Origin of the sequence: Streptomyces thermoalcalitolerans (assembly GCF_039525155.1) — a bacterium.
Classification (GTDB): domain Bacteria; phylum Actinomycetota; class Actinomycetes; order Streptomycetales; family Streptomycetaceae; genus Streptomyces; species Streptomyces thermovulgaris.
Window position 1 is genome coordinate 185479 of record NZ_BAAAHG010000002.1, and the last position, 24041, is coordinate 209519.

Sequence of the window (24041 nt, forward strand, 5' to 3'; positions counted from 1 at the left end):
AGTAGCAGCTGAAACTCCGGTTGCAGATGGAGTTTTAGGGAGGCACCCCTGGAGTCCGTGCGGTTTGGGTGGCTTACTGAGGCGTAAATACGATCATCGACGTAGACGGGTGCTTGCAGACGTCGCAGACCGGCTCATCTTTACGTCAACGCCTGCTTGGCACCTGGGTAGTTGTCAAAAAGTTGTGGTACTGGGCTTACGCCCAACACGTCCAAGTTCGTCAGTACAGTGGCGACGGCCACCACCTCACCGAGGAGGCTGTCTCGCTGGACGACCCAGACGAACTCGTTTTCGGAACGCGGCAGCGTGCGAGGCAACGTAGTGAGTCCGATCCGTTCGAGCTCTTCACTGATCTGAGTACACAGCTCGGTGCTGAGTCGGGCTCGCTCCGGTGCCGCGTGCTTCTTGATGAAGCGCATCGACAAGCGCTTGATGCCGTGATCAACTTCGACTGCGTGCTTGATAATTGTGAAGTCCACGACTCAGTATATTACTGAGTTAGTATCAGGTTATGAAGAGAATAGTTGGGGCCGCCTGGCGAGCAGATGGCCCCCAACTCTCAGACGCCGTACCTATCGTTGCAGCCGTCGCGCGTGCGATGGGTGGCGGTCCTCTTCGGCGACTGCTGTCGTGGGAGGCACCAGCATGCGGCGACTGTGCGCGATGCTGGTGAACGTCGTCACGCCGGTCAGACCGACGGCCATCAGGATGATGCTGATGCTGACCAGGTCGAGGGGGACGCCCCGCAGGTGTCAGTTGGTCGCGAACGCGAGGATGGCCCCACGACCATGGAGATGGTGCATTCTCCCCCGAGCTCTCGGCTTCATTCGAGCAGGGGGATCCCATGCCCCATGAGGGGCGCCTCCTTGGCGGTGTCCGTTCGGTGGTTCCGGTCCGCTCTCTGGTCCGTTCCGGTTCCTTCCGGTCAACCCCTGGTACCCGAAGGCGAAGTGACCATGCGGAGGCGGCCCTCACGGGCTCGGCGGTCGGTTTTCTCGGCCCTCCGGGTCAGCCCTCCAGGAAGGCCGCCAGGGCGTTCGCCAGCATGAACGGGTCGTTCGCGGCGCACAGTTCGCGGGCGCTGTGCATGGAGAGGATCGCCACGCCGATGTCGACGGTGCGGATGCCGTGCCGGGCCGCGGTGATGGGGCCGATGGTCGTGCCGCAGGGCATGGAGTTGTTGGAGACGAAGGACTGGAAGGGGACTTGGGCCTTCTCGCAGGCCGCCGCCCAGACCGCGCGTCCCGAACCGTCCGTGGCGTAGCGGTTGTTGACGTTGACCTTGAGAATGGGGCCGCCGCCCGCGCGCGGGTGGTGGGTCGGGTCGTGCCGCTCGGCGTAGTTGGGGTGGACGGCGTGCCCCGTGTCGGAGGACAGGCAGATCGTGCCGGCGAAGGCGCGCGCCCGGTCCTCGTACGACCCCGAGCGTGCGAACACCGAACGCTCCAGCACCGTTCCGAGCAGCGGGCCGTCCGCGCCGGTGTCCGACTGGGAGCCGTTCTCCTCGTGGTCGAAGGCGGCCAGCACCGGGATGTACGGCAGCTCCGCCGCCCCCGGGCCGGTCGCCACGGCCGCCAGCGCCGCCGTGCCGGCGTGCACCGACAGCAGGTTGTCCATGCGGGGGCCCGCCACCAGCTCGCGGTCCCGGCCCAGGTAGGCGGGCGGTTCCACGGAGTGGGTCATCAGGTCCCAGCCGGCCACCTCGCCCGCGGGGATTCCGGCCTCCTGCTCCAGGAAGGCGATCAGATCGCCGTCGCGGACGTCGTCGCCCAGCCCCCACACCGGCTGCAGATGACGCTGCTTGTCGAGCTTGAGGCCCTCCGTGGTGACCGAGCGGTCCAGGTGGATCGCCAGCTGGGGGACGCGGAGCAGCGGGCGGTCGATGTTCACCAGGTGGCTGGAGCCGTCCCGGAGCGTGAGCCGGCCGGCCAGACCCAGGTCGCGGTCGAGCCAGGAGTTCAGCAGCGGGCCGCCGTAGATCTCCACGGCGACCTGGCGCCAGCCGTGCGCCCCGGTGTCGGGCAGCGGCTTGACCCGCAGGTTCGGGGAGTCGGTGTGGGCGCCGACGATGCGGAACGGGGTGTGGGGGGCGGCACCCTCGGGGACGTACCAGGCCACGATCGCCCCGCCGCGCAGCACATACTTTCCGCCGCTCGTGCCGTCCCAGGCATCCGTCTCGGCGACCCGGCGGAATCCGGCCTTCTCCAGCCGTTCGGCCGCGTTCGCCGCGGCGTGGTACGGCGATGGGCTCGCTGCCAGGAAGGACATCAGATCGTCGGTGTGGCCGCGGTCGAAGCGCTGGCGTGTACTCATGGGTTCACCTTAACGACGCAAGGAGGGTCCAACGACGCGCGGAGGGTCCGCTCCCGTCGGCGGGAGCGGACCCTCGTGAGGACAGTGGTTGCCGGGAGACCGGCCGGGGACTAGAACGCGGCCTCGTCCAGCTCCATCAGCTCCAGGTCCACGTTCTGGGCGATCTTGCGCGCCAGGGTGACGCCCGGCAGGACGTTGGCCGCGAAGAACTTCGCCGCCGCGATCTTGCCCTGGTAGAACGGCTTGTCCTTGCCCGATGCCGACGGGAGCTTCTCGAGGGCGACCGCCGCGCCCTTGAGCAGCAGGTAGCCGACGACCACGTCACCGGCGGCGAGCAGCAGGTTGGTGGTGTTGAGGCCCACCTTGTAGATGTTCTTGACGTCCTGCTCGGTGGCCGCGAGGTCGTTCAGCATCTGGCCGACGACGGCCTCCAGCTCGACGGCCGCCTTGGCGAGGTGCTCGCGGGCGCCGGCCAGCTCCTCGCCGCCGGTCTCGAGCGCCAGGAACTTCTTGATCTCCTCGGCGAGCGCGTTCAGCGCGGCACCCTGGTTGCGGACGATCTTCCGGAAGAAGAAGTCCTGGCCCTGGATCGCCGTGGTGCCCTCGTACAGGGTGTCGATCTTGGAGTCGCGGATGTACTGCTCGATCGGGTACTCCTGCAGGAAGCCGGAGCCACCGAAGATCTGCAGGGACTGGGCGAGCTGCTCGTAGCCCTTCTCGGAGCCGTAGCCCTTGACGATGGGCAGGAGCAGGTCGTTGAGCGCGTGCTCCGCCGACGCGTCCTCGCCGTTCGCCTCCTTGACCGCGATTGTGTCCTGGACGGAGGCGGTGTAGAGGACGAGGGCGCGCATGCCCTCGGCGTACGCCTTCTGCGTCATCAGCGAGCGGCGCACGTCGGGGTGGTGGGTGATGGTGACCTTGGGCGCGGTCTTGTCCATGAAGTTCGCCAGGTCCGGACCCTGGACGCGCTCCTTGGCGTACTCCAGCGCGTTGAGGTAGCCGGTCGACAGGGTGGAGATCGCCTTCGTGCCGACCATCATGCGGGCGAACTCGATGATGCGGAACATCTGGCGGATGCCGTCGTGCTTGTCGCCGATCAGCCAGCCCTTGGCGGGGTGCTTGTCGCCGAAGGTCAGCTCGCAGGTGTTGGAGACCTTCAGGCCCATCTTGTGCTCGACGTTGGTGGCGTAGACACCGTTGCGCTCGCCCAGCTCGCCGGTCTCGAAGTCGAAGAGGTACTTCGGGACGAGGAAGAGGGACAGGCCCTTGGTGCCGGGGCCGGCGCCCTCGGGGCGGGCGAGCACGTAGTGGAGGATGTTCTCCGCCATGTCGTGCTCACCGGAGGTGATGAAGCGCTTCACGCCCTCGATGTGCCAGGAGCCGTCCTCCTGCTGGATCGCCTTGGTGCGGCCGGCGCCCACGTCCGAGCCGGCGTCCGGCTCGGTGAGGACCATGGTGGAGCCCCACTGCTTCTCGACCGCGATCTGGGCGATCCTCTTCTGGACCTCGTTGCCCTCGTCGTAGAGGATCCCGGCGAACGCCGGGCCGGAGGAGTACATCCACACGGCCGGGTTGGCGCCCAGGACGAGCTCGGCGTACGCCCAGATCAGCGAGGGCGGGGCGGTGGTGCCGCCGATGGCCTCGGGCAGACCGAGCCGCCAGTACTCGGAGTCCATGAAGGCCCGGTAGCTCTTCTTGAAGCTCTCCGGGATCGGCGCGGTGTTGGTCTCGGGGTCGAACACCGGCGGGTTGCGGTCGGCGTCCGCGAAGGACTCGGCCAGCTCGTTCTCCGCGAGACGGGCCAGCTCCTCGAGGATGCTCTTGGCGGTCTCGGTGTCCATCTCCTCGAACGGGCCGGTGCCGTACAGCTCGTCCCGCCCGAGGACTTCGAACAGGTTGAATTCGATGTCGCGGAGATTCGACTTGTAGTGCCCCATGGCCACGGCTCCCGTCGATGACTCGCGAGGCACTGACTCCTCGCTTTCGGCTCACGTTGGTTCGTATACCAACCAGTAGCTCCGATGATGCTACCCGCCGGTAATAAGAAGCAACCCTGATCCGGGTCACTGTGACTCAGTCCTCGTCGGGGTCAGTACGCTGTGGTGCATGTACGGATACGGCCAGCCGATGGGCAATGGGGCAGCACAGCAGGGTTACGTCCCCCCGCAGCAGCAGATGCCCGGTGGCGTCGGTGGGTACGGCCAGCAGGCGCCGCTCTATCCCGAGCCGTCGCCGCCCTCGCTCGCGGACGCGGTGCGCGCCTTCACCACGGGGCAGATCACCGCGGAGGACTTCCAGCAGATCTTCGCGACCTCCAAGGTGTACTGCCCGCGCGGGGACAACCCCGGGTTCCTCGCGCTGCACAACACCCAGCAGCCGGTGATCCCGATGTTCACCTCCCTCAAGGAGCTGCGGCGGTACGCGGGCAAGGAGTCCAAGTACTTCGTGATCACCGGTGCCGAGGTGATCGACCTGCTGCCGACCGGCTACGGCTTCGTCCTGGACATGGAGGGTGACCACCGGATCGTGTTCGACGCCAAGGCGGTCGAGCAGATGGTGGAATTCGCGATGCGCCGGATGTACGGCTAGACGTCAGGCGTCAGAGGTGAGACGTCACGCCGTGCGGACGATCGACCCCGCGGGGCGGCGCGCTCGGCGTCCGGAGCCCGGAGGAATGTTCCCCGGGCTCCTTTTGTTGCAACCGGCAGAAAGTTCAACGCTCAACTATTATGGGCGCACAGGAGAGGAACCGACATGCCCGCAGTGACCGTCGAGAACCCGCTGACCCTGCCCCGTGTGACCGCCCCGGCCGATGCCGTGGCCCGTCCCGTGCTCGCCGTCACGACCGCGCCGAGCGGCTTCGAGGGTGAGGGTTTCCCGGTGCGCCGGGCGTTCGCGGGGATCAACTACCGCTATCTCGACCCGTTCATCATGATGGACCAGATGGGTGAGGTGGAGTACGCGCCGGGCGAGCCCAAGGGCACCCCCTGGCACCCGCACCGCGGCTTCGAGACGGTCACCTACATCATCGACGGGGTCTTCGAGCACCAGGACTCCCACGGCGGTGGCGGCACCATCACCAACGGCGACACCCAGTGGATGACGGCGGGCAGCGGCCTGCTGCACATCGAGGCGCCGCCGGAGCACCTGGTCATGTCCGGCGGTCTCTTCCACGGGCTGCAGCTGTGGGTGAACCTCCCGGCCAAGGACAAGATGATGGCGCCGCGCTACCAGGACATCCGCGCCGGCTCCGTCCAGCTGCTGACCTCCCCCGACGGCGGCGCGCTGCTGCGGGTCATCGCCGGTGAGCTGGACGGCCACAAGGGCCCCGGCATCACGCACACACCGATCACGATGATCCACGCGACGCTGGCCCCCGGTGCCGAGGTCACCCTGCCCTGGCGGCAGGACTTCAACGGCCTGGCGTACGTCCTCGCCGGCCGCGGCACGGTGGGCACCGAGCGCCGGCCGGTCCACCTCGGCCAGACCGCCGTCTTCGGCGCCGGCTCCTCGCTGACCGTCCGCGCGGACGAGAAGCAGGACTCCCGCACGCCCGACCTGGAGGTCGTCCTCCTCGGCGGCCGGCCGATCCGCGAGCCGATGGCCCACTACGGCCCCTTCGTCATGAACACCCGTGAAGAGCTCGTGCAGGCGTTCGAGGACTTCCGCAAGGGCCGCCTGGGCACCATTCCGGCGGTCCACGGCATGACGGAGAAGGGCCCGCAGGACTGACGGACGGACGACGGCCGGACTTTCCGGAGCCGCCCGGCGAAAGGGGCGGCTCCAGGGAAGTCCGGCGGCCGCCAGCCGCCGCCAGCCGTCGCCGGGGATCGCCGGTGCCGCCGGGCGGCTTCAGGCGAACCCGGGCGGCTTCAGGCGAACCCGGGCGGACCCGGGCGGGCCCGGCGCTTTCCGGGGCGGCCCCCGCCTGGTGCCGCGGCCGTGGGCGGTCCTCACGCGCTCATCGGACGTTCGTGCAGCTCGAACCAGGTGCTCTTGCCCTGCCCCCGCGGCACGACGCCCCACGAGTCCGCGAGCATCTCGATCAGCACCAGGCCACGGCCGGAGGAGGCCATTTCCCCGGGCCGGCGCTTGTGCGGCAGGTCGTCGCCGGCGTCGGTGACCTCCACCCGCAGCCGCCGCTCGCCCTTCTCCCCCTGCACCTCGGCCAGCAGCAGCGCGTCGGCGTCGGTGTGCACGAGGACGTTGGTGAGCATCTCCGACAGCAGCAGCACCGCCGAGTCCACCTGGTCCTCGGACGCCCAGTCGTGCAGCACCTCGCGCAGCTGCCGCCGGGCGACCGCCACACGCTCGGGCTCGGCCTGGGCGACCGTCAGCAGGGTGCGCCGTGCCATCGGGAGGGCCCTGGCCTCGCTGCGCCGGCTCAGCAGCAGTACGGCGATGTCGTCCTCGCGCCGGTCGATCAGCGGCCCCGTGGTGTAGTGCGAGGAGGGCCCGTGCACGGCCTGGACGAGTGCGTCGGCGAGTTCCTCGGTGGTGCCCTTGTGCTCCTCCAGGACCGTACGGATCCGCTGCCAGCCGGTGTCCAGGTCGTGGCCGCCGGTCTCGATCAGGCCGTCCGTGCAGAACATCATCGTCTCGCCCGGCTCCAGGGCGAACCGGGTGGTCGGGTAGTCGGCGTCCGGGTCGATGCCCAGGGGCAGCCCGCCCGCCGTCAGCCGCAGCAGCACCGTGCCGTCCGCCATGCGGATCACCGGGTCCGGGTGGCCCGCGCGAGCGATCTCCACCACGCCGCTGTGGGGGTCGACCTCGGCGTACAGACAGGTCGCGAAGCGCGAGTCGGCGCAGTCGCCCCCGTCACCGTCGCCGTCGTCGGTCATGCCGTACAGAAAGCGGGAGGCGCGGGAGAGCACCGCGTCCGGCGGGTGCCCCTCGGCGGCGTAGGCGCGCAGCGCGACGCGCAGCTGGCCCATCAGACCCGCGGCACGTACGTCGTGACCCTGGACGTCCCCTATGACCAGGGCGAAACGGTCCGTCCCGGACCTCGTGCCGGAGCGCGAGGTGCTCTTGGGCAGCGGGATCATGTCGTACCAGTCGCCGCCGACCTGGAGGCCGCCGCCGGTGGGGATGTAGCGGGCGGCCACCTCCATGCCGGGGACTTCGGGGCCCAGCGAGGGCATCATCGAGCGCTGCAGGTTCTCGCTCAGCTCCCGCTGGGTCTCGGCGGTGCCGGCACGGGCCAGGGCCTGGGCGAGCATCCGGGCCACCGTGGTCAGGACCGAGCGCTCGTCGGGCGTGAAGGCCACCGGGTGGCCGAAGGCGGCCATCCAGGCGCCCATCGTGCGGCCCGAGACGATCAGCGGGAGAAAGGCCCAGGACCGGCGGTTGAAACGCTGGGCGAGCGGCCAGGTGAGCGGATAGCGGGACCGGTACTCCTCGGGGGAGGACAGATAGACCGCCCGTCCGGTGCGCACCACCTCGGCGGCCGGATAGTCCGTGTCCAGGGCCATGTTCAGAAAGGGGGCCTCGTCGCCGGGCCGGTGCCCGTGGTGGCCGATCACGGTCAGCCGGTCGCCCTCCACTCTGAAGACGGCCATGCCGTCCGGCGAGAACCCGGGCATCGACAGGTTCGCCGCGACCCGCAGCACCTCCGCCGTGGAGCGGGCCTCGGCCAGCGCCCGTCCGGCGTCCAGCAGGAACGCCTCGCGGGAGCGCCGCCAGTCGCCGGTGACCGTGCTGCGCCCGGCCGGGGAGCCCGGGATCGGCTCGGCGACCTCCTGCAGGGTGCCGATCAGCTCGTACGCCTTCCGCCGGCGGTCGTAGGTCGGCTTGGAACGGCTGCGCACCACCCGGATGATCCGGTTCTGCTCGTCCATGATCCGGACGCGTACCTCGGCGAGGGTGTTCTCGGCGGCGGCGAGCTGCACCACACCCATGATCTCGTTCCAGTCGGCCGGGTGAAGACGGGCCCGCACCCGAGCCTCGGTGAGGACGGCCGGCTCGGGGGGCAGTCCGAGCAGTCGAGCGGTCTCGGCGTCGACCGTCACCGTTCCCGTGGCGGTGTCCCAGCGCCACATGCCGGTCGCGAGAGCGGCGAGTACGTCCCGGACGGCGGGCAAGGGCTCACCAGTGCGCATGGGCCCACTGTAAGAAGAGGTGTTCGACCGCTGCCACCGATGATGTGCGGGCGGGCGATCCCGTGCGGCGGTGCCGTGCCGCCCTCATGGGGCCGCCCTCATGGGGCCGCTCTCGTGGGGCCGCTCTCGTGGGGTCGCCTTCATGGGTCCGCCTTCATGGGTCCGCCTTCATGGGTCCGCCTTCATGGGTGGGGGGCCGGGGCCGGGCGGCCGGTACCCTTGGTGGGTCCGGGCCGTGACCGATCGCGTGCCCGATCACGCCGAGGACAGTCGTCCCGGCCCCCACCCGAACCGAAGGACGATGAACGACGATGCACCGGTACAGGTCCCACACCTGCGGCGAACTCCGTGCCTCTGACGTCGGCACCGACGTCCGGCTCAGCGGGTGGCTGCACAATCGGCGCGACCTGGGCGGCATCCTCTTCATCGATCTGCGCGACCACTACGGCATCACGCAGCTCGTCGCCCGCCCCGGCACGCCCGCGTACGAGGCGCTGGACAAGCTGTCCAAGGAGACGGTGATCCGCGTCGACGGCAAGGTCGTCTCCCGCGGCGAGGAGAACGTCAACCCGGATCTGGCGACCGGTGAGGTCGAGGTCGAGGTCGGCGAGGTCGAGGTGCTCGGCGCGGCGGCCCCGCTCCCCTTCACGATCAACACCGAGGACGGGGTCAACGAGGAGCGGCGCCTGGAGTACCGCTTCCTGGACCTGCGCCGTGAGCGCATGCACCGCAACATCATGCTGCGCACGGCGGTGATCTCGGCGATCCGCCAGAAGATGGCGGCGATGGGCTTCAACGAGATGGCGACGCCGATCCTGTCCGCCACCTCCCCCGAGGGCGCCCGCGACTACGTGGTCCCCTCCCGGCTGCACCCGGGCAAGTTCTACGCCCTTCCGCAGGCGCCGCAGCAGTTCAAGCAGCTGCTGATGATCTCCGGCTTCGACCGCTACTTCCAGATCGCGCCCTGCTTCCGCGACGAGGACGCGCGCGCGGACCGCTCGCCCGGCGAGTTCTACCAGCTCGACGTCGAGATGAGCTTCGTCGAGCAGGAGGACGTCTTCCAGCCGATCGAGAAGCTGATGACGGAGCTGTTCGAGGAGTTCGGGGGCGGCCGTCATGTGACGTCCCCCTTCCCGCGGATCCCGTTCCGCGAGGCGATGCTGAAGTACGGCTCCGACAAGCCGGACCTGCGTGCCACGCTGGAGCTCGTCGACGTCACCGACGTCTTCGAGAACTCCCAGTTCAAGGCGTTCGCGGGCAAGCACGTGCGGGCGCTGCCGGTGCCGGCGGTCCAGGACCAGCCGCGCAGGTTCTTCGACCAGCTGGGTGAGTTCGCGGTCTCGCTGGGCGCGAAGGGCCTGGCGTGGGTGCGGGTCGGCGAGGACGGCTCGCTGTCGGGCCCGATCGCGAAGTTCCTGACCGAGGAGAACGTCGCCGAGCTGACCAAGCGCCTGGCGCTGGTCCCCGGCCACGCGGTGTTCTTCGGCGCGGGAGAGTTCGACGAGGTCTCGAAGATCATGGGCGCGGTGCGGGTGGAGGCCGCGCGCCGGGCGGGCCACTTCGAGGAGAACGTGTTCCGCTTCTGCTGGATCGTCGACTTCCCGATGTACGAGAAGGACGAGGAGACCGGCGGGATCGACTTCTCCCACAACCCGTTCTCCATGCCGCAGGGCGGTCTGGAGGCCCTGCAGACCCAGGACCCGCTGGACATCCTGGGCTGGCAGTACGACATCGTCTGCAACGGTGTCGAGCTGTCCTCCGGTGCCATCCGGAACCACGACCCCGAGATCATGATCAAGGCCTTCGAGATCGCGGGCTACGACCGCGAGACGGTGGAGGAGAAGTTCGCTGGCATGCTCCGCGCCCTCCGCTACGGCGCCCCGCCGCACGGCGGCATCGCCCCGGGCATCGACCGCATCGTCATGCTGCTGGCCGACGAGCCCAACATCCGCGAGACCATCGCCTTCCCGCTCAACGGAAACGCCCAGGACCTGATGATGGGGGCGCCCACGGAGCTGGACGAGGCGCGGCTGAAGGAACTGCACCTGTCGGTGCGCAAGCCGCAGCCGAGGTAAGGCACCCACGCCGCGAAGGCGCCCATGCCGCGAAGGCCGGCCGGGACGTGCACGTCCCGGCCGGCCTTCGCGGTTTCACGGCCCCTGCTGCCCTGCCCGTCAGGGGCGGGGCGGGCGGGTCAGGAGATCACACGCAGGTGGCTCGGCCACCCGATGCGGTCCAGCAGGTTGAACATCTTCTTGATGTCGTTCGGGTGCAGCTTCACACAGCCGTTGGACCTGTAGTCACGGGGACCGTCCCACCGGCGCGACTCGATGCGGCCCTGGCTGCCGTCGCGGTTCATCTCCGAGTGGATGAACATCTCCGTGCGCTTGGTCTTGCGGGCGGGAGAACACCACATGTCCTCCAGATGGACGGCGTACCCCTTGATCACGCGGCCGTTGTGGGACCTGGTCTTGGACCTGATCTTCCAGTTCCCGTTCGGGATCCAGCCCTTGTTGGTGACGCAGGGGTTCTTGACGCCCAGGCCCGAACCCGCCCGGTACGAGGCCTGGAGCTTGCCGCCCTTGTACACGAGCAGCCTCGAGTTGGTCGGGGCCTGCTGGTTCTTGTCGAACACGAGCGTGGTCGCCGCCGCGGCGGCCGGGCGCTGCGCGAGCTCACCGGCCGTGGAGGTGGTGGCCGGGACCAGGGCCGTGGCGAGGGCCAGCGCGCCCGCTGTCACGATGCCGCGAACGGTGTTCTTGCCCAGGTTCATGTTTCTCCTCGAGTTCTTCTGCGGCGGCTTCGCCGAGCGTCCCGTCGTGGTGACGCGCCATCAGACTGCTGGGGTGCGCGGAGCGTGAGGAAGCTCTTGCCGCTGCCTGCCAAGGAGCATGGATGCACTGCCTATGCCGGCTCGCCGACCTGCGGTGATGCCGTCATGCGGAAGGGACTGCACACCGTGCCGCATCTCTGGGGCGGGCGGACTCGGGGACGGCCGGTGCCCTCGTTGCGGGGAGGGCAGGGGGCCCGGCGCCCTTGTCACGGAAAGGGCACACCGCCCGGTGCTGTGTAGAGGGGCGTCGAGCGCATCGGCGGCTCCTGGAAGGCCATCAGATAGCGCCAGGTGTCGACATCGGCGACACCGGTGGGGCGCAGACCGTGGACCTGCTGGAAGTGGCGGAGGTCTTCCAAGGTGTCGTGCCCGAACGTCCCGGTGACCGCGGTGCCGCCCTGGCCGACGTTGTCGAGGAGACTCTGCAACGCCATGACGGCATCGCCCTTGTCTCCCACCCGGAGCTCGACGACGAGGAGGGGCCAGGTCTTCCGGCCGACCTTGCCGTCCTGCGGCAGGTGCTCCCTGCGCTGGAGTGCCTTGACCGCGGCCTCGGTGCGGGCGTCGAAGCGGCCGTCGACCGGTACGTCGTAGCCGTGGTGCCGCAGCAGGTACTGGACGGTGCGGCTCCGCCAGAGCTGGTCGCCCGGCATCCGGTAGACCAGCAGCCAGCTCGGCTCCGGCCTCGGCGTGCGGGTTCCCGCCGCCTTGGCGTCGGTCGTCTCCGCCGGTTCCCCGGCCAGGCGGGCCACTCCCAGCCCGGCGAGGAACGCGCAGACCACCGTGGCCACGAGCCCCAGCAGCTTCATCGTCGTACGCCGGGACGCCGAAGCGGATGCCCGCTCCCGGCCCGAGTCGTCCTCGGTCCGCCCCTCGGCCGCCGTCCCACCCTCGCCGGCGGTCGGCGTGGTCTCGCCCGCCCGCTGTCCGCGCTGGTTCTCGAGGGCGGCGCGGCACAGTTCCCGCGCCCGCTCCAGTTCATCGGCGGGCGCCCCGAGGTGGGCATGGAGCGCTTCGACGATCCGCAGCGGTGCGATCGAGGGATGCCGGGGGTTCAGATAGCGGGAGAGGGTGGTCTGGTCGATCCGTAACCGGACCGCCAGTGCCTGCTGGGTCGGTCTGCCCCGCCCGCCGGGCTCGCCGGCCGCTTCCCACCATCCACGGAGCAGCTCGCTGAGGGCCGCCCCGGGCGACCGCCCACCTGCGTCGTCGCGTACGTGCGTCACTGCCTGTCGTCTCCCCCCGCCCTGGCGATGCCTCGCAGCCGTGCATCCGGACCAGCCGACGGCATCATCACAGGTCAAGCCCCTGCATATGGGCCCGCATCGATGCATTGGCTGCATATGTCGCAGATCGTAGCGACAGCCGTGGATCTTGCTGCACGCTTCTGACGCGGCCGGCGATCACGCCCCGCACCAGCACACTTCTCGACGCCCCCGTCCCCGGACGACTCTGCCTGCGCAAACGGGCCGGACTCCCGCGGACGCGGCCGGCGTCAGCCGTGAGGAAGGAACACTCCGTATGGTTGATCTTTCACCCGAACGTGTGGGGCGCGTACAACGGGGACGTGCGGCCCGCGTGTTCACGGCCGTCGGTGTCGCCCTCGCCGCGGTCGTGGGATCGGCCGCCGCCACGCCCGCGGCTTCCACCGGGACCGTCGCGCCCGCGGCCCCGAACCGGGCCGCCGCGCCCGCGTCCTCGTACAAGGTGAAGGGCATCGACACCAGCCGCCACCAGCACGAGGAAGGCGGCAGGAAGACCTCCATTTCGTGGTCCGCGGTCGCACGGTCCCATGCGTTCGTCTTCCACAAGGCGACCCAGGGCACGACGCACACGGACCCGGACTTCCGGCAGGACTTCGCCGCGGTGGAGAAGACGTCCCTGCTGCACGCCCCGTACCACTTCTTCGACCCGAAGAACACCACCGACGGCACCGCCCAGGCCCGGCATTTCATCCGGGTGGCCAGGGCGGCCGGCTACCGGGGCCCGTCGGCCGGGCAGTTACCGCCCGCCGTCGACATCGAGATGGTGAAGAACCGGTGCCCGTCGGCGCTGCGGTCCGACCAGATCCGGGCCTTCCTGGCGGAGGTGAAGAAGGCCTTCGGTGTGGCGCCGATCGTCTACACCAACGCGAACTTCGTGAACACCTGCATGAAGGGCAAGGGCCAGGCCCTGTCCGGGCATGTGCAGTGGCTGGCCCGGTACAACGCCCAGCAGGAGCCGCGGCGGCTGCCGGGCACGGACCGGTCCTGGACCTTCTGGCAGCACTCCAAGGAGGGCAAGGTCGCCGGGATCACGGGCCCCGTCGACCTCAACGTCTTCCGCGGCTCGCTCGCCGAACTACGGGCACTCGCCGGCCGCTGACCCGGCGCATCACGGTGATCGACTCCGGACATGCCGACCAGTGCGGAACCTTCAGACGATCTTCCCTGGCTGGTACCGGAGCAGCTGCGTCCGCATTCACACCAAGGTGCGTATGGACGGCGCGTGGGCCGACTCCGGCTACGGGGCAGGCGCATCTGCCGCGCCAGCCGGTTCTTCTTCGCCGAGGAGACGGTGCCGACCACGGCGAAGGCCCGCCCCGTTCTCACCGCCCGTCCGCTCGTTCCTCCAGCCTGTCCTGCTCTTCCGGCTCCTCCTGGTCGTCCGGCTCCACCGGGTCGGCGGTGTCGGGTGACGCCCCGTCCTCCAGGAGTCGTTCGGCGATGTCCGTCGACCAGTGCTCCGCCCAGGTGCGCAGGACCGCGATGTCCGCCTCGGCGAGGCTATAGCGGGTAAAGGCGTGGTCCGGGTACCAGTCGGTGCCGGTTAGCCGGGACTGGAGGGTCGGCAGGTCGAACGGGTCGTGGGCGTGGCGGCGGCCCAGGTCCTCCAGGTCGGGAAAGGAGTACCGGGCAGCCGCGGCACGGGCATCGATCAGATCCACGGCGGCGCCCCGGTCGTACAGGGCACGGATCTTCGTGCCGACCGCGTCGTCGACGCCCAGCGTCAGGCCGTATCGGGTAAGAACGGGAGGCTGCCAGAACGCCTCCTTGTGGAGGACCAGCGCGCACGGCTCCCCGCTGTCAAGATCGCCGATCGTCAGTTCGGCCGACAGCGGGGTGACTGTACCCACGGTCACCAACCGTCCGCCCACGCGCAGTGCCGTGGCGAGCTGCTCGGCGATGACGCTCATCGGCTCCGGGCTCTCCGTCGCCAGGTCCACGTTCCCGTGCGGCCGCTCGATCAGCCCATGCGCCTGCAGCGCGTACCCACCGGCCAGCACGAGCAGATGCGGTCCCCCGGCGGTGACGGCGTCGGTGACGAGCCGCAGATGCGCGGCGATCAGATCCCTCACGGCTGCAGCACTCTGCCAGACCCCACCCCTGACGGCGACCGCCGTGCCCGTACTGTCACCTACGGCAACAATGGTGACGGTGAGTCCTGCGGGGCGATCGATCCTGACCCCCGGCACCGTTCACGTCCGGGAGTCGAGGTGTTGGGGTGCCAGTCCGCATCACGCCCTCGCGCAGGGAGCGTGGGTACGGTTCGTGGCGTACGCGTATCGAAGATGAGCGCGGGCCATGGAGAGGTGTCGTGCTCCGGGACCCTCATGACGCGCTGGTCACACAGCAGAGGCACCTGCCTTCGCAGCCGTCGTGGGTCTGGAGAAAGTGGTCAGGCTGGTCGCTGGAGGCGGAGAACGAACCCGACCGATCACTCGTGCGAGCTGGTGCTGCTTACCGAGCCTATCGAGCCCTTCCCGAGCGCGAGCTCCAGGGCTTGGCGGATACCGAGGCGCTGGCCTTCCTGATAGGCACGCGTGTACTGGTCAGACCCGAGCGCCGCGCGAGCATGACGATCACAGCGCTCTCGGTGAGCGGTCAGGCGGGCGAAACCGAAGAGACGAGGGGCCCCTGCCGGGTGCCATGCCTGGTCCACGGCTCCCAGCAGAACGGTGGCCAGACGGGGGTCACCACGCTGGGACAAGAGCCATGCCAGGGTCTCACCCAGCGTCGCTTCTCCCAGGTGTTCGTCGATCTCCCTCATGTGCCGAAGGGCGCGACGGAGGAATCGCAGGGCGGTCTCGTACCGTTCGGCCTCGCCATGATCCACAGCGAGGGACCACAGAAGGTAGCACCGGTGCCACGAGTCTCCCCGGGCTTCGGACATCTCCAGCGCCTGCTCGAGGAGTGAGGTGGAGCGACTCCGGTCGCCCTGCAGGACGGCCGCGAATCCGAGTTGGGCGACACACTGCGGCTCGGTCAGCAACGCGGTGGAGAAACGCCCCACCGCCAGGGCCGCGCGAGTGTACTTCACTGCTGCCTCCATGTCCCCCACGACCAGGGCGAGCAAGCCGCGCATCTGCAGGTAGGCAGCAGAGAGTTCGTCCCTGTCAGGTCGGCCGACCGCGGGGGTGGCCGCACCGGTGCCGGAAGTCGTGCCGGCCACGGCCTGCTCTCCGCGTTCGATCAGGTCGTGGGCACCGTCGTAGTCTCCGTGGAGCGTGAGCAGGAAGCAGGCCACCCACACGGCCTGGCACCAGACGACGGTGGACTCGGCGGACGGTGGGCGGGGATGGCGTTCAAGAATCGTCCGCATCCACCTCGCCCCTTCCCCTACGTTCGCCGAGGTGAGGCAGTGCAGCCAGAAGCCCAAGGACGCGCGCAGCACCATCTCCGGCGGCTCGTCGGAGGGCGGCGGTGCAGTGACGATCAACCGTAAGTTGGCGTGTTCGGCCCGCAGGCGGCGGAGCCAGCCGGCCTCGTCGGGGGTTCCGTAGGCCGTCCCGGCCCGTGCGGCGAGGCCCAAGTACCACGCGCGGTGACGGAGCAGGGCCTGCTGTGCCCGGCCGCTCTCCGTGAGACGTTCCTGCCCGTAGGCACGAACGGTCTCGAGCATGTGAAGGCGCGTCCGAGTCCCGGTTGTGCTCCTTGTGAGCAGTGATTTGTCCACCAGTCCGGCCAGAGCCTCGAAGACATCGTCCGAGACCTCTGCTGTCTGGCTGTTCCCGTCATATGGTCCTTGCCCGCACAGGTGCTCGGCGTCCGTCAGCAGTACCCCGCCGGAGCACAGGGCCAGCTGCTGCCAGGCTTCTCGCTCCGCTTCGGTGCACAGTTCATAGCTCCAGTCGAAGAGCGCGCGCAGTGTCTGCTGCCGGGCATGTGCGGTGCGCTCCGCGCCGCCGCGCCCGAGCAGGGGAAGTCGGCGGTCGAGCCGTTCAGCGAGCTCTTCGAGCGTCACCATGCGGAGCCGCCGTGCGGCGATCTCCAGGGCGAGTGGCAGGCCGTCCAGCTTCCGGCATACATGGGCGACCAGGGCCCAGTTCTCCTCGGTGAGGGAGAAGGCGGGGGAGGCCGACCTGGCCCGGTCCGCGAAGAGGACCATGGCCGGGGGCGTCGCACGTTCGTGGGATGTGGATCCCTGTAGGTCCGGGGCGAGATGCGTCCTCGGCACGGCCAGCGGCTTGACCGGCAGGACGTGTTCGGGACCGATGTCGAGAGGCTGCCGACTGGTGGCGAGGACGTGCACATGGGGCAGCCGCGCGAGCAGGTCCTTCACCGTACGGGCGCATCCGGTGAGCAGATGCTCGCAGTTGTCCAGAAGCAGCAGGACCTTCCGGTTCCGCAGCACCTCGGACAGCGCGGACACCGGGTCCTGACCCGAGGCGATCGGGATGCCCACGGACGCGGCAATGGCATCGGCGATGGCATGTTCGTCGGAGAGGTCGGCCAGCTCGACCCAGTACACGCCGCCCGTGAATCGCTTCGCGGCGTTCTGGGCGACCCGCTTCGCCAGACGGGTCTTGCCCACTCCACCGACCCCGGTCAGCGTGACCAGTCTGAACGTGTCCAGGAGCTCGGCACAGGACTCCAGTTCGTCCTCGCGTCCCACGAAGCTGGTGGCCTCTGGGTCATCCGGAGCGTCCAGGTGAGCGCCGACCGCGATCCGGCGGTCCGATGCGTGGATTTCGGCACGCAGGTGCTCCCAGCGTCTCTCCCACTCGTGGATATCTCCGCCGCACGCCGAGACGTAGGCGAGGAGGACGTCCCGGGTGGGAAGCCGGTGTCCGGCGGCAGCCTGCGACAGCGTGGTGGAGGAGAAGTGGGAGACCCTGGCCATCTCCGCATAAGTCAGTCCGGCACGCTCGCGCAGGGCTCGCAGCTTTGAAGCGAAGCGCTCCAATGGCCCGGCCTGTGGATCCAGTGGTCGCTCACGGCGCCCCGGCCTGCCTGCCAAGTGCTCCTGCCTTCCCGGAAGTCCCTATTGATTCATTGATTATGGCCGCGCCTGCGAAGTGGTGAACAAACTTCGCCGACACGGATGCTCGGGAACACTGTGTTCCACGAGAAAGAGATCACTGATGTCTCCTGAAGTAGTGGCGCTCCTGCAAGGTGCTGCAGCCACCCTTGTCAATCTCATGGCCACCGATGCATGGGCTCGTGCCCGTGAGCGGTTCGCCCGAGTGCTCGGTCGTGGTGCCGGCGATCGCGATGAGGCAGTTCTCGAACGCCTGGACACCGACCAGCGTGAAGTGGTCACCGCGCGTGCGGGAGGAGATGCCGACACCGTGGCCAGTATCGAGCTCAAGTGGAGAGCAGTTCTGCGCCGTGCTGTGGAAGCGGACCCCGCATTGGCGGACGAGCTGCGTTTCTTCGTCAAGGAGTTCGGCGCACCGGAAGCTCAGGGGCCCTCTGTCGTGGCATCCGGATCCTTGCACAACTCACCGGTGCAAGGCAGCGGCGTGCAGAACATCTCCTATGGCTCCGGTTCTGTTGACGGGCCGCCGCGGTGAGCGAGAAGTCGAGGAGCTTCTCGGCCACCGGCACGTTCGAATGTTCTCCGGTTCTGGGCTCGGGCACGCAGAACGTCACCTACAAACTGCACATGCCCGCGCCGAGCCGGAATGAGGGCTTCAAGGCATTGGAGAATGATCAATACGCGTTGGCGGCGCGGGTGTTCGGTGACCTGCTCGTGAAACATCCGGATGACGCCGGACTACGACTCGGGCTCGCGCTGTCCCTCTTGGAAGGACGTCATCCCTGCCGCTGCGATGTGCGGACTCTGGAGCAGGTCAAGGCGCACCTCATGCATGCGCAGCGCTTGGCCCCCCGCTCGCCGAACCCGCGGCTGGCTCTCCTGCTGGTGCGCGACGCCGAACTGTTCCGGTGGAGCGCTCAGCGCCGTCGGCCCACCAAGAAGGACCTGCGTCTGCTGAACCAGGTGAAGCGAGGCGCGGCAGCCATGCTGATCAAGCACATCCCCGCTCGGGAAAGCGTGCTGTGGCAGGAGTTGGCCCGGGTCGCCGGCGACGGCCGATCCCCTGGCCGAGCCGCAAGCGCCTCGGCTCAGCGGTTACACAAGCCGCCCAGAAGGAGGAGCTGTTCATGAGCCGATCCCGGCTGCCCGAGTCCGAGGTGCGCAAGTATTTCATCGACCCGCCGGACCCCGCGATTCTGCTTGCGGCCCAGAAGCAACTGGCCGAGGCCAACACCGCGCTGGTGAAGGCGGGCGATACCAGCGCCGTATCGGCCGAGTGCCGCAGGATGCGTCTCCGGCGCCTCATCGCTGCCGGACTGTGTCTGATCCTGCTGTGTGTGAGCGTGATCAAGGACGAGGACTGGCTCGGCTACCCACTGGTGTTCACCGTGCTGGTCCTTGTGGTGAAAGCGTTTACCAGGCCACGAGCCTATGCCAAGGGAGCCGAAGAGTGGGCGAAGGGGAGGGCTGCTGCTGCCAAGAAGGAGATCCAGAAAGCTCAAGCGGCCATGCGCGAGTATCAGCGGCTGTACGACCTTGCCGAGCCCAAGCCCAGCGACGACATGATGGATCAGACGCTCGCCGGGGACATTGCGGCCATTCGCAAGCGTGCGATGCGTAGTCTCTTCCTATCGCCCGGTGACCTCGTCAGGCCATCCTACAGCGGATCACCTGACAAGACCGATTGGTCGCCCTACAACTCCAGTGATTCGCAGGAGCCTTTTGTCGTCTACGGTCCTGCGTTCGGCGAGGGCTTGAAGGTTTTGTCCGCGGTGGGCAAGGACGGCCGGCGGCGCTACGGGCGCTACTCGGTCATGGTCATCTGTACCACCCGCTACCACATTGCGGTCTACCGGTGCGTTCTCGACTTCTTCACGGGACAGCTGAACAACGAAAGCACCATGGAGATGCATTACCAGGACGTCGTCACCGTCCGCACGCACTCCGACCCCGATCCCGGTCGCAGCATTGAGATCGAACCACGTGAGTCGCAGAGGCACCTCTTCCCTCCGGGAACCGAGCGGTGCTTCGAGCTCATCGTTTCGGGCGGAGTCAGGCTGCGCATCGTGACCGGGCTCACCCACCGCGAGACCACGAAGTTCCGGAAGTCCGGCAAGGACGGAGTGGTCTACCAGGGCAGCGACCCCGACTTCCAGGCGGTTGCCGATGCCGTCCGCATGATGCTCCGGGAGAAGAAGGGCGGCGTGGAGGGACCGTCCTTCCTCGCGTAGACGGGCTCGTGGGGGAGTGCACGCGGTCTACCGGGTGGACGAGCCGGGCGAGGATGGCCTGGGCCTCGTAGATGTCCACGCCCTTGGTGAAGGTCTTCTCGACGGGCATGGCCGAGCCGGAGAACCAGACCTTCAGTTCGGCATCGAGGCCGAAGTGACCGGCCGTTTCCACTGAGGAGTGGGCGATGCTGCGGTACGGGATCGAGTGGTACTCGGTCTTCTTGCCGGTGATGCCCTGCTTGTCGATCAGGATCAGACGACGGTCCGTGAACAGGATGGTGTCGCGGAGGAGCAGGAGGGCCGCCTGCACCTGCTCACCATGGCCCAGGAGTCTGGGCGTACTCCTCCTGAGCCTTGGCTGAGTCGATGCCGTGCGCGTTGCTGAACAGTGCCATGGAGCAATTCCCTCGCACGGAGCAGTGAGCGACCGGACTTCGGGTGCCGTGGTGCGATCTTTGCCAAGTGAAGGGCCCCGAGGGAAGGGGCGTCCTTCCCTCGGGGCCCTTCTGCGGCGTGCGGGTCACGCGGTGGGCTTCTCCTCCAGGCGGGGGAAGAGGATCGCGCCCTTGGTGACGGTCGCGCCCGCGGGGAGCTTGCCCCACTCGCCCGCCTCCTGGATCCTCTGGTCCGCCAGGGCGCCCAGGGAGGCTTCCGCGCCCAGGGAGTCCCACAGCTTCCGGGAGGTCTCCGGCATGACCGGGTTCAGCAGGACGGCGATCGCGCGGAGGGACTCCGCCGCGGTGTAGAGGATCGTGGCCAGGCGGGCCCTGCCCTCGTCACTGGTGTCCTTGGCGACCTTCCACGGCTCCTGCTCCGTGAGATAGAGGTTGACCTGCTTGATGAAGTCGAAGACGGCCAGGATGCCGCCCTGGAAGTCCAGCTCCTCGCCGATGCGGCGGTCGGCCTCCGCGACCGCCTTCGCCAGGCCGTCCTGGATCGCCTTCTCCGCGTCGCCGGCCGCCGTCGCCTCCGGCAGCGTGCCGCCGAAGTACTTGCCGACCATGGCCGTCACACGCGAGGCGAGGTTGCCGTAGTCGTTGGCCAGCTCACTGGTGTAGCGGGCGGAGAAGTCCTCCCAGGAGAAGGAGCCGTCCTGGCCGAAGGCGATCGCCCGCAGGAAGTACCAGCGGTAGGCGTCCACACCGAAGTGCGCGGTCAGGTCCTGGGGCTTGATGCCGGTCAGGTTCGACTTCGACATCTTCTCGCCGCCGACCATCAGCCAGCCGTTGGCCACGACCCGGCGGGGCAGCGGCAGGCCCTGGGCCATGAGCATCGCCGGCCAGATGACCGCGTGGAACCGCAGGATGTCCTTGCCCACCAGGTGCACATCGGCCGGGAAGGTCGACTCGAACTTCTGCGGGTTCTCGTTGTAGCCGACCGCCGTGGCGTAGTTGAGCAGCGCGTCGACCCACACGTAGATCACGTGCTTCGGGTCCCAGGGGATCGGGACGCCCCAGTCGAAGGTCGAGCGGGAGATGGACAGGTCCTGAAGGCCCTGGCGGACGAAGTTCACGACCTCGTTGCGCGCCGATTCGGGCTGGATGAAGTCGGGGTTCGCCTCGTAGTGGGCGAGCAGTTTGTCGGTGTACTCGCTCAGCTTGAAGAAGTAGTTCTCCTCGCTGAGGTTTTCCACCGGTTTCTTGTGGATCGGGCACAGCTTCTGGCCCGCGTACTCGCCCTCGCCGTCGAGCAGCTCGCCGGGGAGCTTGTACTCCTCGCAGCCCACGCAGTACGGACCTTCGTAACCGCCCTTGTAGATCTCGCCCTTGTCGTAGAGATCCTGGACGAATTCCTGGACGCGATCGGTGTGCCGCTTCTGCGTGGTGCGGATGAAATCGTCGTTCGCGATCCCCAGGTGCTCCCAGAGGGGCACCCAGGATTCGGAGACGAGCTTGTCGGCCCACTCCTGGGGGGAGACCCCGTTGGCGTCGGCCGTGCGCATGATTTTCTGACCGTGCTCGTCCGTGCCGGTGAGGAACCACACCTTCTCGCCGCGCTGGCGGTGCCAGCGCGTGAGCACGTCGCCCGCGACGGTCGTATAGGCGTGGCCCAGGTGAGGAGCATCGTTGACGTAGTAAATGGGGGTGGTGACGTAGAACGCCTTTTCACCCTGCTTCTCTGATCCAGTGGCCGCCATGGTCGAAATCCTACTGGCCCACTGGAGATCTACTCACCCGCGTTTCGCGGTGCGGACGGTGGCCGCCGCAGTATATCGGCCACCGTCCGCACGCGGGTTGTGCCGGTGGGTTACGGGCGCCAGTTCGCCAGGACGCCCTCGTAGAACTCCTTGTCCGTGAGTTCGCGCGGGGCCGGGCCCGCGTGGAAGAAGGAGGAGGTGTCGGTCTTCAGCTTGCGGAGGTAGTCGAAGGCCTTGTTGTCGTGCTCGCCGAAGGCGACGAAGGAGAAGAAGACGGAGGGGTGCTTCTCCGCCGCCTCGGTGAGGGCCCGGGTGGCCGGGGTCTTGGCGTCCGGGGCACCGTCCGTCTGGAAGATCACCAGGGCGGGGCCGGCCGGGTCGTCCACCGACTTCCTGTGCTGGTCCAGTACGGCTTCCACGGCCACGTGGTAGCTCGTACGGCCCATGCGGCCGAGGGAGCCGTGCAGCTCGTCGATCTTGTTCTCGTGGTCGGTGAGGGTGAGTTCACCGGTGCCGTCCACGTCCGTGGAGAAGAACGTGACGTGGACCGACGCCTCGGGGTCGAGGTGGGCGGCGAGGGCGAGGGTCTGCTCGCCGAGGGCCTGGGCGGAACCGTCCTTGTAGTACGGGCGCATGGAGGCGGAGCGGTCCAGGACGAGGTAGACCTTGGCCCGGGTGCCGGTGAGGCCGTACTTCTTGAGGACGGCTCCGGCGGCCTTGTAGGCGGTGGTGAGGCCGGGAGCGCGGGACTTCACACGGGCGAGGGAGGTGGCGGGGGCGGCGGCCGCCTTGGCCGACGGGGTGGGGTCGGCTGCTTCGGGGGTTTCCTGCGACTCCTGCGGTGCCGGGGTGGGGTCGGCTGCTTCGGCGGTTTCCCGCGAGTCCTGCGAGGCCGGGGCGGGGTCGGCTGCCTCAGGGGTTTCCTCAGGGGTTTCCTGGGGGGCCTGGGCGGGGGCGGCGGCCTCGGCGGTCTCCTGCGGAAGCGGAGCCGGTTCGGGTGTCTCGGCCTCGCCTTCGGCGGGGGCGTTCTCCTCCGCGCTGTCCGTGCGGGCTTCGTGGGCGGGCGCGGACGGCTCCTGGGGGACGTCCTTGTCGTCGGTGGCTGCGGCAGCGGGTTCCGGAGCGGCCGGCTGGGGCTCTGTTTCCGCCGGCTTGCCCTCTTCCGTCGCCGACTCGGTTTCCGTCGCCGGCTTGGCTTCCGTCACCGGCTCGGTTTCCGCCGCCGGCTCGGCCGTGGTGTCGGGCTGGGGCTCCGGCTCAGGGGCCGGCGGTGCGTCCGGGGCGGTCTGCGGCGCCGTCTCCTCGGTGGCAGGCGCTGCCTCCTCGGCGACGGGCGACGTTTCCTCGGTGGCGGGCGTTTCCGCCGGCGCCTCTTCGGTGGCCGACACCTCGGTCGATGTCTCGGACGGTGCCTCGGTCGATGCTTCGGGTGACGCCTCGGCCGACGCCTCGGTCGACGCCTTGGACGGTGCCTCGGGCGATGCCTCCGGTGCCGGCTGGTCCGTCGGGCGGGCGGGCTTCGGCACCGCCACCTTGTCGAAGGCCGCCGAGACGAGGTCGTGCTCGTCGCGGGGTTCCGGGACGGAGGGTGTGGGCTTCGGTGCGGCCTCGGAGGACGAGGAGGAGGGGGACGAGGGGGACGAGGGGGACGAGGAGGAGGGGGACGAGGGGGACGAGGGGGACGAGGGGGACGAGGAGGAGGGGGACGGGGACGAGGGCGCGGGGGAGGACGGCGACGGGAGCTTCGGGGTCGCGGCCGTGGTCGGCTCCGGGGCCGGCTCGGGCGGCGCCGGGGCGGCCTCGGCCGCATCGCGCGTCTCGGCGGCCTGCGCCGCACCCTCCGCCTCGGCGGTCCTCGCTCTACGTGACCGCCCGAACGCGTTCCGCAAGAGAGTGAGAATGCCCATGTGCGCAACCCTTCGCATGAGTCGAAGCCCGTCAATCCCTGGCCAGGACGGACACGTAAGGTTAGCTGCCCTCATGGGCGATCTTGGGCAGGGTGGGGTGTTTGGTGCCGCGGCTGTCAAGAGCGGCATCCGGCCCTCGTACGGCGCTGTACGGCGCTCTCCGGCCAACTTCCCCGATGACGCTGCGGGTTCTTCACTCATCGTTCATCCTGGCGCCCGGCTGCCGCACATATGCACTCCTACGGTTCGCGTCGGCATCCCGGGCACCCAAGGAGAGAACCC

17 protein-coding genes and 1 pseudogene are annotated in these 24041 nt (G+C 68.7%); 7 read left to right on the top strand and 11 right to left on the bottom strand.

The genetic code is table 11. The features are described from left to right. Positions 1–140: 140 nt before the first annotated feature. The 3 genes from ABD224_RS02260 to ABD224_RS02275 form a co-directional block, all read right to left on the bottom strand. Positions 141–479: a hypothetical protein gene (locus ABD224_RS02260; RefSeq protein WP_344046091.1), complete on the bottom strand. Its 339-nt coding sequence runs from the start codon at positions 477–479 to the stop codon at positions 141–143. Between the two features lie 529 nt (positions 480–1008). Next, positions 1009–2313 (bottom strand): M18 family aminopeptidase, encoded by a 1305-nt coding sequence (locus tag ABD224_RS02270; RefSeq protein WP_344046093.1) that lies wholly within the window; start codon positions 2311–2313, stop codon positions 1009–1011. A gap of 110 nt (positions 2314–2423) precedes the next feature. After that, on the bottom strand, positions 2424–4250 hold the full coding sequence (locus tag ABD224_RS02275) for an acyl-CoA dehydrogenase (RefSeq protein ID WP_344046283.1): 1827 nt from the start codon (positions 4248–4250) through the stop codon (positions 2424–2426). A gap of 169 nt (positions 4251–4419) precedes the next feature. Between ABD224_RS02275 and ABD224_RS02280 the strand changes: the two genes are divergently transcribed. Beyond that, a complete protein-coding gene (locus ABD224_RS02280; RefSeq protein WP_067398164.1) occupies positions 4420–4902 on the top strand; it encodes an SseB family protein in 483 nt (160 codons plus the stop codon). A gap of 165 nt (positions 4903–5067) precedes the next feature. Next, positions 5068–6045, top strand: coding sequence for a pirin family protein (locus ABD224_RS02285; RefSeq protein WP_344046097.1), 978 nt, complete (start codon positions 5068–5070; stop codon positions 6043–6045). Between the two features lie 221 nt (positions 6046–6266). Here ABD224_RS02285 and ABD224_RS02290 read toward each other — a convergent pair whose 3' ends face one another. Beyond that, the gene (locus ABD224_RS02290) at positions 6267–8411 is read right to left on the bottom strand and encodes a SpoIIE family protein phosphatase (RefSeq protein ID WP_344046099.1); all 2145 of its coding nucleotides are present in this window, start codon (positions 8409–8411) and stop codon (positions 6267–6269) included. 311 nt (positions 8412–8722) lie between these two features. Between ABD224_RS02290 and aspS the strand changes: the two genes are divergently transcribed. Beyond that, positions 8723–10486, top strand: coding sequence for an aspartate--tRNA ligase (aspS, locus tag ABD224_RS02295; RefSeq protein WP_344046101.1), 1764 nt, complete (start codon positions 8723–8725; stop codon positions 10484–10486). A 119-nt stretch (positions 10487–10605) separates the two neighbouring features. On the opposite strand, the gene ABD224_RS02300 is transcribed toward aspS, so the two are convergent. Beyond that, positions 10606–11184 (bottom strand): L,D-transpeptidase family protein, encoded by a 579-nt coding sequence (locus tag ABD224_RS02300; protein ID WP_344046103.1) that lies wholly within the window; start codon positions 11182–11184, stop codon positions 10606–10608. A 266-nt stretch (positions 11185–11450) separates the two neighbouring features. Next, positions 11451–12470 carry a peptidoglycan-binding protein gene (locus ABD224_RS02305; protein WP_344046105.1) on the bottom strand — a complete coding sequence of 340 codons (1020 nt, stop codon included), beginning with the start codon at positions 12468–12470 and terminating at the stop codon, positions 11451–11453. Between the two features lie 352 nt (positions 12471–12822). Here ABD224_RS02305 and ABD224_RS02310 point away from each other — a divergent pair, with 352 nt between their 5' ends. After that, positions 12823–13608 carry a glycoside hydrolase family 25 protein gene (locus ABD224_RS02310; protein ID WP_344046107.1) on the top strand — a complete coding sequence of 262 codons (786 nt, stop codon included), beginning with the start codon at positions 12823–12825 and terminating at the stop codon, positions 13606–13608. A gap of 223 nt (positions 13609–13831) precedes the next feature. Here the strand turns inward: ABD224_RS02310 and ABD224_RS02315 are convergent, their stop codons facing one another. Further along, positions 13832–14581 carry a hypothetical protein gene (locus ABD224_RS02315; RefSeq protein ID WP_425580900.1) on the bottom strand — a complete coding sequence of 250 codons (750 nt, stop codon included), beginning with the start codon at positions 14579–14581 and terminating at the stop codon, positions 13832–13834. A 359-nt stretch (positions 14582–14940) separates the two neighbouring features. Then, positions 14941–17463: an ATP-binding protein gene (locus ABD224_RS02320; RefSeq protein ID WP_344046109.1), complete on the bottom strand. Its 2523-nt coding sequence runs from the start codon at positions 17461–17463 to the stop codon at positions 14941–14943. 124 nt (positions 17464–17587) lie between these two features. Here ABD224_RS02320 and ABD224_RS02325 point away from each other — a divergent pair, with 124 nt between their 5' ends. Genes ABD224_RS02325 through ABD224_RS02335 form a run of 3 tightly spaced genes read left to right on the top strand, consistent with a single transcriptional unit; the run spans position 17588 to position 19715 of the window. Continuing rightward, positions 17588–18019, top strand: a complete 432-nt coding sequence (locus ABD224_RS02325; protein ID WP_344046111.1) for a hypothetical protein — start codon at positions 17588–17590, stop codon at positions 18017–18019. Further along, positions 18016–18615: a hypothetical protein gene (locus ABD224_RS02330; RefSeq protein ID WP_344046113.1), complete on the top strand. Its 600-nt coding sequence runs from the start codon at positions 18016–18018 to the stop codon at positions 18613–18615. The genes ABD224_RS02325 and ABD224_RS02330 overlap by 4 nt, the downstream gene beginning before the upstream one ends. Further along, a complete protein-coding gene (locus ABD224_RS02335) occupies positions 18612–19715 on the top strand; it encodes a hypothetical protein (protein ID WP_344046115.1) in 1104 nt (367 codons plus the stop codon). The genes ABD224_RS02330 and ABD224_RS02335 overlap by 4 nt, the downstream gene beginning before the upstream one ends. A gap of 37 nt (positions 19716–19752) precedes the next feature. Here the strand turns inward: ABD224_RS02335 and ABD224_RS02340 are convergent. The 3 genes and pseudogenes from ABD224_RS02340 to ABD224_RS02350 form a co-directional block, all read right to left on the bottom strand. Beyond that, a pseudogene (locus ABD224_RS02340) lies at positions 19753–20110 on the bottom strand (PH domain-containing protein); the annotation flags it as partial. Positions 20111–20235: 125 nt separating this feature from the next. After that, complete coding sequence (gene metG / locus ABD224_RS02345) at positions 20236–21852, bottom strand: methionine--tRNA ligase (protein ID WP_344046117.1); 1617 nt, start codon at positions 21850–21852, stop codon at positions 20236–20238. Positions 21853–21962: 110 nt separating this feature from the next. After that, entirely contained in the window at positions 21963–23759 is a 1797-nt protein-coding gene (locus ABD224_RS02350; protein ID WP_344046119.1) for a VWA domain-containing protein, read from the bottom strand. Between the last annotated feature and the right edge of the window lie 282 nt (positions 23760–24041).